This window comes from Desulfofarcimen acetoxidans DSM 771 (assembly GCF_000024205.1).
Classification (GTDB): Bacteria; Bacillota; Desulfotomaculia; order Desulfotomaculales; family Desulfofarciminaceae; genus Desulfofarcimen; species Desulfofarcimen acetoxidans.
This window is the reverse complement of sequence record NC_013216.1, coordinates 1560540-1573362: the sequence shown is the minus strand read 5'-3', so window position 1 is coordinate 1573362 and position 12823 is coordinate 1560540. Positions and strand designations below refer to the sequence as shown.

Sequence of the window (12823 nt, the reverse complement as noted above, 5' to 3'; positions counted from 1 at the left end):
TTCTAAACAGGAACTATAAACTGTTATCGGAGGTGAACTAATGGAACTAAATAATTCTGATAGACTCGGCAGTATCCTTAAAACTGCCCGAAAAACCAAAGGCCTTACACGAGAGCAGTTAGCTGAAATCATAAACATAACACCTCGCTATCTAATGTCCATTGAGAACGAGAGCAAGAAACCGAGCTACGACGTCTTGTTCCGGCTTATCAGGGAGCTAGGCATACCAGCGGATACAATCTTTTATCCCGAAAATCAAAATATTGATACCGAGGTTGAACATCTTGTGCGATTATTATATCTTTGCAATGAGCGGGAGCTAAAGATTGCAACTGCAACAATTCAAGCATTGGTAGACAACAAACAATAACTAAAATCAACCATCCCCTTCACGAATTATATTAATCAAATGAAAAAACCTGCCGCAAAAAATGGGCAGGTTTTGACACAGCTACTGCGGCAACCAGGCTATCATAGCGCTTATTCAGCACCTTAGACCCTAGGCTTTGCGTCCCTATTTTTAAATAGGTTTGCCCTTACTAATATCCTATTGAGTTTTTAAATACATACTTGAGAATGTGGTTTTCCTTCAATCAAAATTGCCCGATTTATTTTTTCTTATTTACCGCCGGTCTTTATTAAGTGCTATATGATTTCCGCAAAAATTCTGCAGTGATTGTTTCTCCATTTATTAACATTTCTGATGGCGTTCCCGCAAATACTAATTTACCACCATTTATGCCTCCCTCCGGACCAAGGTCTGTAATCCAGTCAGAGGCTTTGATTACTTGCTGATTATGCTCTACAACAATTACCGTATTTCCTGAATCAACCATACGGTTTAAAAGGGTAAGAAAATTCTCAACATCTATTGGGTGCAGTCCGGTTGTTGGCTCGTCCATCAAATACAGACTGTGCTTACCGTTATTGTTAATCAGTTCCTTTGCTAATTTTAAACGCTGTCCTTCGCCACCAGACAGGGTTGTCAAAGACTGACCGAGTTCTAAATAGCCTAGTCCCACATCCTCAAGCAGTTTCAGTATCCGTTCAATTTTGGGATGGTTGTGGAACATGGAGAAAGCCTCTTCAACAGACATTTGCAGAATGTCCTTTATGGAGCAATCCTTGTACTTTACAGATAAGACGTCATCGCTAAACTGCTTTCCACCGCAGACCGGGCATGTTACCTCAATGTCTTTGAAGAACAGCATGTTACTGGTGACATATCCCAGCCCCTCACAATTTTCACAGCGGCCTCCCGGTGTATTAAAGGAAAAATGTTTAGCAGATAACCCTCTGTCCTTGGCTTCTTTTAAACTGCCAAAGATTTTCCTAACCTCTGTATATACCTCGGAATAGGTGGCAATATTGGAACGTTTCATTTTAGTTATCGCAGACTGCTCTATAGTAACAATCTGATCAAATTGCTCCATTCCGGATATAACGTTTCGGGAAGTCTGCTTTTTATTCCTTGCTTCCGCGAGCACTTCAAATACCAATGTCGATTTTCCTGACCCTGAAACACCTGTGACGGTATTTAGACATCCAATCGGGAAGCTTACGCCAATGTTTTTCAGGTTATATAAATTAGCATTTTCTACTTTGATTGCATTACCGGTTCCTTTTCTGAACTCTTTCCGATCCTGCTTTTCTTTTCTTAAATATGTCCCTGTTACAGAGGCTTCTTGTTCTTTAAGTTCATCCAAAGTTCCTGTTCCAATAATTTCACCGCCGTGCTTTCCCGAACCAGGGCCGATATCCACGATATAATCTGCAGCCTGCATGATATCAGGATCATGCTCAATGACGATAACTGTATTACCTAAATCCCGCAGCTTTTTCAGTATCGTTATCATTCCTTCAGTGTCCTTCGGATGAAGACCAATCGTTGGTTCATCCATAATATAGATAATACCAGTTAAATCTGAATCCAAAGTTGCAGCGAGTTTTACCCTTTGCAACTCTCCGCCAGACAGGGTAATAGTTTGCCGGTCAAGAGAAAGGTACCCCAGACCGACATTTAAGATTCTCTGAATTTTTGTTTTTAAATCCATTAAATAGGGTTCAACGAGCTTATAATTTTGATCCGTTAAAGAATCTTCCAGCTTTTGTATCCACGTATATAATTCTTCCAAGGACAGCAAAGACAACTCCGGAAGACGCGTGCTTTCAACCGTAACGCTGCGGCTTAATGCCCCCAGCCTTTCACCCCTGCAATCCGGGCAAATGTCATAATTAAAATAATCATTCAATTGTTTAGCTTCGCCGCCCTTATCGGACATCCGCCTCCAGAGTGTTGGAAAAACACCTTCGAATCTGCCTCCTGCAACGGTCTTTGGCGGGAGTATTCCTGAAAACGCTTTTTTAACCTCCTCACTCTCCACCCCTTGATAAAGAATGGCTTTTTGAATATTGCTAAAATCCGCTACCGGAGTATTATCATTGAAAGGAATGCCATAATGCCGGAAAGCGTTGTATAAAGATGAAATTTGATATTCCTTATATTTCTGCTCCCAAAAGTCAATCGCGCCGTCTTCCAGTGACAAAGATTCGTTAGCAACATTTTCTTTGTTTATGTCAAGAACCTTTCCTAATCCCTCACAGGTTGTGCAAGCCCCTTCCCTGGTGTTACACGAAAAGTAAGTTCTTGTCAGTTTTTCCATCCTGTAACCGCATTGGCTGCAATACATAAAAACTTTAAAATCTTCATCCGTTTTTTCAACTTCCTCTTTGCATTCTGCAGCCGAAATTACTTTATTGCATTTGGGGCAGACTCGTACTCCCAGCTTTTCATAGACCATCCGCAGGTCTGTATAAATATCAGTAAGTGTTCCGACGGTCGACCGGGGGTTCTTATTGGATTCATTCTGTGTAATAATGACTGCCGGTGACACATTGTGGATAAAATCAATTTTGGGCTTATTAATACCCTGAAGCCCCATTGCTTCTAAATACTGTCTCTGGCATTCTTGAAAAATTACATCAATCGCCAAAGTTGTTTTTCCTGAACCTGACAGTCCAGTAAAAACAATTAGCTTTTCACGGGGTATCTCAAGTGAGATATCTTTTAAATTTCCCTCTCTTGCACCTCTTACTATAATATTTGACATTCATATTCCTCCTTCCTTTCTTATGTTGAGACATTAATTGAAACTGATAAAGCTATGCTTATACCAGTAATAATTATTATGGCTATTCCCGCAATAACAAACCAAACAGGCACACCATAACGTTCAGCAGTCGGCCCCGCGATCAACAATCCGATAGGCATTGCTACCGACATTAAGCTGCCCATGAGCGAAAATGCCCGGCCATGTGCCTCTTTTGGTATGGTTTCCTGTAAATAAGCTGCATATGGAATGCTATAGGCATTCCCAACAGCTCCCATAACCAAACACACTGCTGTGAAAAACCAAAATCCTGTTAAGTTATGCGGTAGAATTCCGCTGAGAATCGATGTTACACCTAAAGCAACAATTCCAATGCGTACTATTCCTAGCTTGTTTTTTATTACTCCGATACTACTTATAATAGCAGCTCCAATCATCATACCGACAGCATACGAAATTTGATTAATGCTAGCATGCCAAGCAGTAGCCTTAAAATAATCACTTATCATAAGAGGATACAATGATGCTAGGGGCATAAAGAAGATCATGCTGACCATCATAGTAATTGTAACGTTGAAAAGCCTTTTGTCGCTCACATATACTTGAAACCCTTCCTTGATTTCGCCTAAATAATTCGGGCGGATTTGCTTTTCATGTTCGATTTCGGGGATTTTTACTATGGCAGTTGATACACTTGCAACTATTGCGCCAACAAGATCAGAAATCAGGATAATAGGTAATGGTAATGATGCATACATGGCGGCGCCCACGACAGGGCCGAGCATGTATGCTCCCGATTGCATAAATTGGTTCCACCCGTTTGCTCGGATAAGTTCTTCCCTAGGAACGAGCATAGGCACAACAGCTTGAATTGCTGGTGTGTGAAAAACACTTCCAACCGCACGAATACCTAGTACCATACAGGCCATCCAGAATGGTGGGTTCCATATAATGAATGAAATTGCAAAAAATGCAGCAACAAGACCGATAAACAAATCAGCGCAAATGATGATAGTTTTTCTCTTCAGACGGTCAACCCAAACACCTGCAAATGGCCCCAATATGAGTTGCGGCAAAAATGCAAACAAGCCTGCGAATGACATCATGAGCGGCGAAGAAGTTTCAGTGGCCAACCACCAAATTAACGAGAATTGCACCGCACTGCTACCAATAATGGATATTGTTTGCCCGCTTATAATAGTAAGGAATCCTTTTTTCCAATCCTTGTTGCTTAATTGATTATTATTCTTATTATCCATATTACCCTCTTGCTATTTATTATTTTTTATTCTGCATATTAATTATATAACATTGATGCAACTGCTAAACTTCAAGGGCTTTAACCTTAATATTTATAGAATGATATTTGAATAAACCTTACACCTATTGTATAATGTTTTCTATATATGTAGAGAGGTGAGAGAATGTCTATGTCTATAAGACCAATTGATATTGCTAGAAAGTTAGGTATAAGCACTACAACTTTGAGAAAGTATGAAGAAATGGGTTTGGTTCCTCCTGTATTACGCTCTGAGTCAGGTTATAGAAATTACACAGTGGAACATATTGCCTATTTTATTTGTGTTCGAGACATGCTTCCCGGATTCAATTTGACCATTATATCCGAGGTTTTAAAGTATGTAATGGCCAATAGAATAGATTCTGCATATTGGGTTCTTAATAAAGCTCAAGCGGATTTACGGCAAGATAAAGCTATATCCGAAAAAATTATTAAGCATCTTTATCATAAGGAAGGTTTACAGAAAAATTATAAGCAAACCATATTGTCTATTAGCGACATCAGCCAAGAGACAGGCATTCCTGCAACAACGATTCGCTATTGGGACAAGATCGGACTTATAGCTGCACAACGTAGTGAAGAGAACAATTATAGGATTTTTACACCTGAGCATGTACAACAAGCATTAGCGGTGTATGCTTTAAAATTATCCGCAATTACAAATCGTCGCAAATATTTTATTGACCAGGTCAGGAACGAAATAAAAGAGTTTAATTATAATGATAAAAATAAAATCAAAGAAATCGCAAACAATATTATGCAAAATCTTGACAAGATGAACAGATTGCAAATTCGAGGAATCGCTGCCCTATATAATTTATGTGTTCAGGTAGAAACAAATTTTTTCTATAACTCCTTTAATAAAAATTAGAAGCTGTAGGTTTAGCCTACAGCTTCCGAATATAATACTTTGTTTTGCTGAAAGGGAGGCTCCTCGGACTGTTATTTACTTAAACTTTATCCATCAAGTATATTAATTGTAAACCATCATTCTTTCGATAATTCTACAATAACTTTGGAGTCTTTATGCAATCCACATCGCAAAGCAACCATATGACAAAATAAAATAATTAGACAATTATTCTTTTTCTGATTTTAGTATTCTTAGAGTGAGAGGTTCGCCTTGACGGTTCACCATGAACCCTTCCATGGTCCATTGAAGGACAGACCTTCCCCTTGGCGGAGAAGGTCATTTTAATACGATTAGCTGGAATCCAGCTGCTTAATGCAATAGAGATTGCTGCTCTTGCCGCCGTTCTCACGCCACCGCTGCTCCTTGCGCAGATGGCCGCTTTGCTCAAGGTCGACTATGGCGCGCTTGACTGTGCTACGAGAGAGATTCAGCTCTCTGGCAATGGTACCAATCGCAGGGAAGCATTTGCCGCCCTTACCGGCATGGTCGCGCAGGTACATATAGACAGATCTCGCCCGGTGCGGCAACTCCGAGGTATAAACGGGTGTAAAATAACCCACGGCTTCACTTCCTTTCAGGTCCCTTCGGTTGTATGAATTCTTCAAAGGTTATCGCTTGCGTTGGCGTATGCACCGGACCGCCCGACGCAGCCGCTTCTGTTTCAGCTTCCTCCGGCACATCCTCACAGGCTGCATGGCGACGGATTATTTCTTCCTCTACCTGGCGCCTGTCGGCATACTCCACCTGTCTGGCCGATTGCTCAGCAACCTCATAGGGCTTGCCAAAGGTAATGCCCCATTCCTTGAACAGTTTAAGCCGGGTACGCATGGGATAGGCGCCGGTCTTGGTAACGATAAAGCGGCCTTTGGGCATGGATTTGAGTTCGTCGGGTGTCATCAGCGGCCGTTCGATCATCTGCAGGCTCTGCGAAGGATCATTTTTGTTCCGGCTCACCGAACCACTCATGACGGTCTTTGTTCCCATGGCTTTCGATAAAAGCTGCGCCGACTCGCTGTTGGGAGCAAAGCCGCCGAACACCGTGTCCTGGCAGTTGTCGATGATGATGGCGGAGCCTTCTCTGCCATAGCTTTTCTCCAACTGCGCAAAGCTCTGGATGATAGCCACGATGGACACACGGCGGGAGCGTGATGCGGAAAATATCATCTCGGCCGACTCTATTTTGGGTATGGTCCCGATCTCGTCGAGGAACATCATCACACGGTTGGGGAGCTTGCCGCCATGCTCGTCAGCTACCGACAATATTTCACGGTAGAGCTGCTGGACGATCAGGCTGATAATGAAATACTTTGTGTTATCTTCCTCCGGCATGACGAGAAAGATGGCGTTTTTTTTGGTGCAGAACCTTTCAGCGTCGATTGCTGTGTCAAAGCACAGGATCTGCTCCAGCTCGGAATCCAGAAAAGCGTTGAGTCGGGAGAGCGCGGTTGAGAGGACGCTCTGCATGGCCTGCTCCGCTGAGTTGAGCGCTGCCCCCGCAAACCACTTGGTCTTGTGCTCGTCCGGCAGATGAGCGAGGAGCAGCTGAAACAAAGTCCTGCCCTTGACGCCGCTGGGCGCCAGCAGATCCTGTATGAGCTTGAACACTGACACGATGTGCCGCTGCTTCGGCTCACAGTATTCGGCGATGAGCAGAATCACGGAGGTCAGCAGACCCTCGGCGGCATCGTAGAAGAAAGCGTTTTGTCCTGCCATCGCCGTGTCGAAGCCGCCGGAGGAGATAATGGTCTTTGCAGTGATCTTGGCATATTTCTCCGCTCTGGCCTTGTATGCCAGGTTCTGAGAATTCTTTAGATATGCGTCCATGTACCTGTTGACCAGATGGAGCAGATTGTTTCCGTCCGAACGGGTGGGATTTCTCAGGTCGATGACCGCCACGTCGTAGCCGTAGCTGTCCTTGGCGATCCCCGCGTAGTTGCGGTAGAGATCGCCCTTGGTGTCGGTGGTGACAAAACTCATGCCGCATGCGCAGGCGTACTCCAGGTTCGGATAAAGGAAGTTGGCGGTCTTGCCGACGCCGGCCGCGCCGATCATCAGGCAGTGGATATCGTCATCGTCCACCAGTGCATATCCGTGGGGAGCAGTATTGTCAAATAGCGAGGCTTTCCTCCAGCCGACAATGAAACCCTGCGCTTTCGGGAGGCTTTCTCCCTTGCGCCATTTTTCAGGCTCATATGCAACCTCGGAATATGTCTTTTTTATCTCCCTCTTGGTAGCCCAGCGAGCTGTACCATGCTGGCCGTCGCCGACCGTTTTGGATTTGATGCCATTCAGGGTGTAGTAGTGCGCTATAAGGGATAATAAACCGATCACGCCGAACATGGTCGCCCCCGCGGCAGTTAATATTATGATTTGGGATGTCTGCAATCAGATCCCTCCTTTACATGGTCATAGAAAAATTTACGGCCTGCTCCTGTGCTGGAAGCATGGACGGCAGCTCCTGTTCAACAAACATCATGGCTTTGACGCAGTCCAGCGCAAGGCGCTGATAGGAGGACAGGAGCTTTTCCTTATCTGCCTGTGTGCGGATGCCCGGTGTCTGGAGCTGTCGGCCAATGTCCGATACATCCTGGCATATCTGTTCCGCCTTGGTCCGGAGCCAGCCCCTATCTTCATGGGGACGGTAGCTGTCCTGCAGCTTTTGAAGGAGCCGCTCTGTTGTCAGAGGCAGCTCCATCTGACGGAGCTGCCTCTGCATTGCAATAAGCGAACCGGAGGCAAGACACTGCAGGCATTCCCGAACAGCCTCCGCGTTCTCCGCCGCCGACTTGCCGGATGCCAGAAACGGCTCCACTGCCTCGGCGCACTCTCTGAGAAAGAAGTCGATGTCCCTATTCGTTTCCAGGGCTTTGCACAAATCGTGCAGCTCTCCGACAACCTTCGGCAGAAGCGTGAGCTTCGGATGCTCCTGTGCCGGAATCGGATTAACGCCGTTTCCGGCTTTCAGATCCTCGTTCCAGTCCTTGTACTGAGATTGCCTTATTGAATTATCCACATAACCCTTTTCTGTCAGGATATCCTTCAGCCGTCCTGTGGCTTCGATGCCAGCCTCGTCATGGTCCAGGCATACCACGACGCTTTTCAGGTGAGGGTTCAGCTCCAGTTGGCGGAGCATGGCGTGTTCCGACACGCCGTCCAGTGTGACGTAGCTGTGCTGCTGCCAATCCTTCCGGTTCAGCGTGATAAAGGACAGCATATCCACCGGCGCCTCGAACACATAGAGGACTCCGCTCTCTCCGATCCAATGGAAGCTGTATTTCGGATCGCTGCCCTCCACGTTTCCTTTGTAGGGTGCGCCCTGAGTGTAGGTGCCGCGCTTGTGAGCGTGGCGGGCGGCGCCTTTTTCATCCAGTCCGACAAACACCGCGTTATGGTATTCCTTGTCCTCATAGATCAGCTTGTAGCGCGCGAAGTGAGACAGCACCTCACGGTCAATGAACCGCTGCTTGATCAGGTATGCGAATACCCGGCGCATATCTTGGTTGGCCTCCGGAAGGGCGAATTCCTTACGGGGCGTCGGCGCGCTCTTGGCGGTCTGATTCCATTCCACGCCGCAGTCCTCTCCGAGCAGGAAATTCATCGCTTTGGGAAAACTCATGTCAAAGAACTGCTGGACGAAATCGACGGCATGACCGCCTTCCTTGCGGGAATGACGGAACCACTGATTGCCGCGCACGGTTACGCTGTCATGACGCTTCCATCGCCACTCACGGCCGGAGCGGATGAGCTGCTCTCCCTGGCGCTGGAGGAAGTCCACCAGGTCGACGGAGTTTGCCTGCTGCTTCTGCTCGTCTGTAAAATGAATGTATGCCATACCATAACCCTCCTTTGTCAGCGCTTTCGCTTACCGCACCGGCGAAAAAAAGCCACCCGCTTGTGAGCGGATGGCCTGCGTGATGACGGATTGAGTTTTTCGGGGAGCGGTTCTTTTGTCTGTATATGTTTCGTTTGAGGCTTTTGCATGAAAATCCTCCTTTGCTAATAGGTTGTTTGTCTGAGCTCGTGATCGTCGGTCGCGTGACCCTGGGCGATCTTCTTTTCCCGTATCCTGCGCCGGAGCTTGCTGTCGGTCTGCATACCTGGGCCGCCGGAGAGTCTTGTCTGTTCGTCGCGGAAGATCCGGCTTAAGTGATGCAGAAGCCTTGTCGCCGCCAGGAAGAGAGGCGGATCACGATAAACGTCGGGATGGTCGAGGAAAAACTGTGCGTAAATATTGCCCTGTTCGGCGGACAGGGTGAACCAGCGCATGGCGGCTTCCCGGTCGCGGGGAACATCCCTGCCCATGAGATACAGCTTGCCGAGGGTATACTGCGCGTACTGGTTATTCTGCTCCGCGGACATGATCAGCCATCTGAGGGCGGCTTCCACGTCCTTTGGTATATCCTCTCCCAGCAGATAGAGCTTTCCGAGCTGATACATAGCGAATGAATTGTTCTGTTCTGCTGCTTTCGTGAACAACTCTACTGCTTTTGCGACGTCCTTCTCCACATGCTCTCCGTCGCGGTAGAGCTTGCCCAGGGCTAACTGAGCAAGGTTGTTGCCATTATCCGCAGCTCTGGTCAGCCACAGAACAGCCTTTTCCGGATTTCTGTGTCCGCCGTCCTCGTCGAGATAAACCTTGCCCAGCATATACTGAGCGTAGACGTTACCGAGCCGGGCGGACTTTTCAAAATATTCAATAGCCGCTTTCACGTCCTTTTCCGTTCCGGTCCCGGTATAGAGCATCTGGCCGAGACGGTATTGGAGCTTATCGTCATGGCTTTTTTCCTCAAGCTGTTTAAAGACATAAAAGGCTTCTTCAAAATTCAGCTCCGCTTCCTCGGCGTCCTTCTCCGTGCCGATGGCGTCCCTGTACATCTTCGCCAGCTCATAATTGGCGTAGGGAACATGCTGGGTAGCGGATTTACCGTAGAGCCGGAACGCCGTTTCGTAGCTCTGCTGCACACCCTGCCCTCGGTAGTACAGACCGGCGAGAGAATATTGGGCGTATTTGTGATTTCGGGAAGCCGCCATTTCAAACCATCCGGCCGCTTCCTCATAGTCCTGCTCTGTGCCAAGCCCTGCCGCGTGCATTTTACCGATACGGTATTCCACATACCGACTGTTCCTATTTGCTTCGATATCCATAAACGCGGAGAGCGCTTTTTCGTACCATGCGAATGAAACCCCCGCGTCCATGTCGACACCGAGCCCATCGGCGTACATCCTGCCAAGGTCGTGCATGGCGAGAGCGTTGCCGCTTTCGGCTTCCTCCAGAAATAAACGGAGGGCCTCCGTGAAGTCAGGCTCCAGCTCATCGCTGCCATAGAGAAAAACGCGGGCTTGCTTGTAGCGGTCGCTCCACTTGATATGCGGTATGCCGGATTCGGCCTCATCGGAATTACCCTGACGGGATGAAGTATCCGAAGCGGATGAAGATATATCTTCATCGCCATCTGGAGCTTCATCCCCGGCCGGTTGGTATTCGTCCTCCATGAGCAGGGTATCGGAAGCTTCATGTAAATCCTCCGCCGGTTCATCGCCCTCGAAGGTGAAATGGTGACTGCCAATATTCACGGCTTCCGTGATCACCATATTTTTTATGTGCTTGAATTCCTTTTGTCGTGAGAGCGGAACGGGATCGGGGAGCTTATCCAGATAGGTCCGTAGCACTTCATTACGAAGTTCCTGCCATTTCGCATAGGCTTCCGCCACCCGAGTCTCCTTCGCCAGCTCATCCACGATCTGATCCACGATAGTTTTCAGAGGCGCTTTGAGATAGCCGTACTGCTTTTTACCGGAGGTATGCTTTAGGCGCTCTGCCAGATGCGAGAACAGAGACTCAATAGTTTTGCTCTCATAGACGCCGCCGTTCATCCTGCCTGTGATTTCCTTCAGGGCCTCACGGCTTTTTTCGGCCAGCATGTCTCGCTGTGAGGTCTGCTCTGTATAGAGCTGAATGAGATCCTGCTGAAAAATCTCCCTCGCCAGACTGCTCCGCATTTTTTCGATGGCGGGCTTGGTGACATACCCCTCGCGGGGATCGGTTGAATACACGAGCATATGACAGTGCGGATGATGCCCCTCGTTATGAAAGGCGGCGTACCAGTGCAGGTTTTCGGGAGCGATCTTCATCTGTTCGGCGAAGATATTCCGCTGCTTGCGGATGAGCGCCATCCACACCGCGGCGTTATTATAACCCAGCCGGGCGGCGTCCTCTCTCTGCAGAGATATGATGGGCGTCCACACATTTCCGGTGTGCGCACCGACCTCCGACATCACCTGTGACAATACCAGCGGAGTGTTCTCATCGGAAAACAGGCCGTGCGTTCCAAGCTTCTCGGCGCGGGGACGGGTGGCGATATATTTCGCATAGACCTCTTGGTGCGACAGCTGATCCATGTTTTGATCCAACGCCGCGCTGATGAATTCCGAAGCATTTTCTACGTTGGGCTGATTGATATAGTCCTCGTATTCAAATAGATCTGTGGTATCCGGAAACTGATTGAGGATATCCGCGATGAGCTGCTCCTGTTTTTCTGTGGCGGGGCGTTCGCGGGAGGCGGAAGAGATTATCTCCACGCCATCCCGTGTCGCTACATACTCTACCAGATTCTCAGCATGCACCGAGGCGTTTTTGATGTACCTGCATTTGAATATGATTCTCGGCATGGCTAGTTACTCTTGTCCTGTTTCGCTTTCGCCACATCCTCAAAGGTTACGGCGCCCACGGATCTTTTTACATCCTCGACGCATCTGCCGCGCAGCGTATGAAGGGATGCGGGATTGTAATCCGCGTTGAACGCCACGATATTCATCATCATGGACATCTCCACCGCCAGCTTGAAGATGAGGCGCGCCATGCGGTTTTCGAGACTGTCCATCATTCCGGTCATTGCCGAGGTGATGGCGGCCGGCAGGAAGCGCATGCCTTCCTCCGCCGAAATATATCCGGTGTAAAACTTGATGGCTTTTTCGATGAATTCGCTCTGGCTCTGGCAGTTGTCCTTTTTGTACCAGTCCGTGACCAGCTTTCGGGTTTCCGGGTAAAGCCACAGGGCGAATTTGCTTTTGAGCGTATTTTCTTTTGGCATGCTGCTACCTCCAATCGTGATAAAAGGAGCCGCAACCCCGGTCGCAGCCCCTATGAAAAATCCTTTATTTGTGGCGTTTTCGGTTGTGCTTTTGCTCTATGACCCCGAAGCCGACTCCAAGGGGCATTTTCTGACCCCGGTGAAAAACGTCCTTCGACCCGCATTGCGGGGCGATGTTTGCCGGAGCGGGGTAGCAGCGCAACCCCGTTCCTTTAACCCGCATGGTTTTCGACCCCACGGTTCATCCCCAAATCGACGGTTTATGAGGCTCTATCCGGAGATTGGTCTTTATCCTCTCCATGCTCCGTCACAAAGCCCCGACACGGAGCGTTATCCTGTCCACGGGGGTCGATGCCACCCCCGCCGCCAAAAGCCGACACAGGGGCGCACAGGCGTCGACATTCGCGCC

General features: G+C 48.0%; 10 protein-coding genes and 1 riboswitch. Of the genes, 2 read left to right on the top strand and 8 right to left on the bottom strand.

The features are described from left to right. The first annotated feature begins 40 nt into the window (after window positions 1-40). A complete protein-coding gene (locus tag DTOX_RS07405; RefSeq protein WP_015757096.1) occupies window positions 41-370 on the top strand; it encodes a helix-turn-helix domain-containing protein in 330 nt (109 codons plus the stop codon). A gap of 85 nt (window positions 371-455) precedes the next feature. Next, a riboswitch (cyclic di-GMP riboswitch) is annotated at window positions 456-545 on the bottom strand. A gap of 93 nt (window positions 546-638) precedes the next feature. Here DTOX_RS07405 and uvrA read toward each other — a convergent pair. Further along, window positions 639-3110: an excinuclease ABC subunit UvrA gene (uvrA, locus tag DTOX_RS07400; protein WP_015757095.1), complete on the bottom strand. Its 2472-nt coding sequence runs from the start codon at window positions 3108-3110 to the stop codon at window positions 639-641. Window positions 3111-3130: 20 nt separating this feature from the next. Beyond that, a complete protein-coding gene (locus tag DTOX_RS07395) occupies window positions 3131-4369 on the bottom strand; it encodes an MFS transporter (protein WP_015757094.1) in 1239 nt (412 codons plus the stop codon). A gap of 165 nt (window positions 4370-4534) precedes the next feature. On the opposite strand from DTOX_RS07395, the gene DTOX_RS07390 reads away from it, so the two are divergent. Next, complete coding sequence (locus DTOX_RS07390) at window positions 4535-5281, top strand: MerR family DNA-binding transcriptional regulator (protein WP_015757093.1); 747 nt, start codon at window positions 4535-4537, stop codon at window positions 5279-5281. 332 nt (window positions 5282-5613) lie between these two features. On the opposite strand, the gene DTOX_RS07385 is transcribed toward DTOX_RS07390, so the two are convergent. From DTOX_RS07385 to DTOX_RS07365, 6 genes are read right to left on the bottom strand one after another with little or no spacing between them, the layout of a single operon-like run. Further along, the gene (locus tag DTOX_RS07385; RefSeq protein WP_042315539.1) at window positions 5614-5883 is read right to left on the bottom strand and encodes a helix-turn-helix domain-containing protein; all 270 of its coding nucleotides are present in this window, start codon (window positions 5881-5883) and stop codon (window positions 5614-5616) included. Between the two features lie 4 nt (window positions 5884-5887). Next, complete coding sequence (locus DTOX_RS07380) at window positions 5888-7708, bottom strand: VirD4-like conjugal transfer protein, CD1115 family (protein ID WP_015757091.1); 1821 nt, start codon at window positions 7706-7708, stop codon at window positions 5888-5890. 13 nt (window positions 7709-7721) lie between these two features. Beyond that, entirely contained in the window at window positions 7722-9155 is a 1434-nt protein-coding gene (locus DTOX_RS07375; protein ID WP_015757090.1) for a DUF3991 domain-containing protein, read from the bottom strand. Window positions 9156-9172: 17 nt separating this feature from the next. Next, window positions 9173-9304, bottom strand: coding sequence for a hypothetical protein (locus DTOX_RS24770; RefSeq protein WP_278184576.1), 132 nt, complete (start codon window positions 9302-9304; stop codon window positions 9173-9175). A 15-nt stretch (window positions 9305-9319) separates the two neighbouring features. Next, window positions 9320-11992, bottom strand: coding sequence for a MobP3 family relaxase (gene mobP3 / locus DTOX_RS07370; RefSeq protein ID WP_015757089.1), 2673 nt, complete (start codon window positions 11990-11992; stop codon window positions 9320-9322). Window positions 11993-11994: 2 nt separating this feature from the next. After that, window positions 11995-12414, bottom strand: coding sequence for a hypothetical protein (locus DTOX_RS07365; RefSeq protein WP_015757088.1), 420 nt, complete (start codon window positions 12412-12414; stop codon window positions 11995-11997). Window positions 12415-12823: the final 409 nt, after the last annotated feature.

Coding starts and splice junctions, on each gene's coding strand:
- DTOX_RS07405 (WP_015757096.1), top strand. CDS start 41: ATGGAACTAAATAATTCTGATAGACTCGGCAGTATCCTTAAAACTGCC.
- uvrA (WP_015757095.1), bottom strand. CDS start 3,110: ATGTCAAATATTATAGTAAGAGGTGCAAGAGAGGGAAATTTAAAAGAT.
- DTOX_RS07395 (WP_015757094.1), bottom strand. CDS start 4,369: ATGGATAATAAGAATAATAATCAATTAAGCAACAAGGATTGGAAAAAA.
- DTOX_RS07390 (WP_015757093.1), top strand. CDS start 4,535: ATGTCTATGTCTATAAGACCAATTGATATTGCTAGAAAGTTAGGTATA.
- DTOX_RS07375 (WP_015757090.1), bottom strand. CDS start 9,155: ATGGCATACATTCATTTTACAGACGAGCAGAAGCAGCAGGCAAACTCC.
- DTOX_RS24770 (WP_278184576.1), bottom strand. CDS start 9,304: ATGCAAAAGCCTCAAACGAAACATATACAGACAAAAGAACCGCTCCCC.
- mobP3 (WP_015757089.1), bottom strand. CDS start 11,992: ATGCCGAGAATCATATTCAAATGCAGGTACATCAAAAACGCCTCGGTG.
- DTOX_RS07365 (WP_015757088.1), bottom strand. CDS start 12,414: ATGCCAAAAGAAAATACGCTCAAAAGCAAATTCGCCCTGTGGCTTTAC.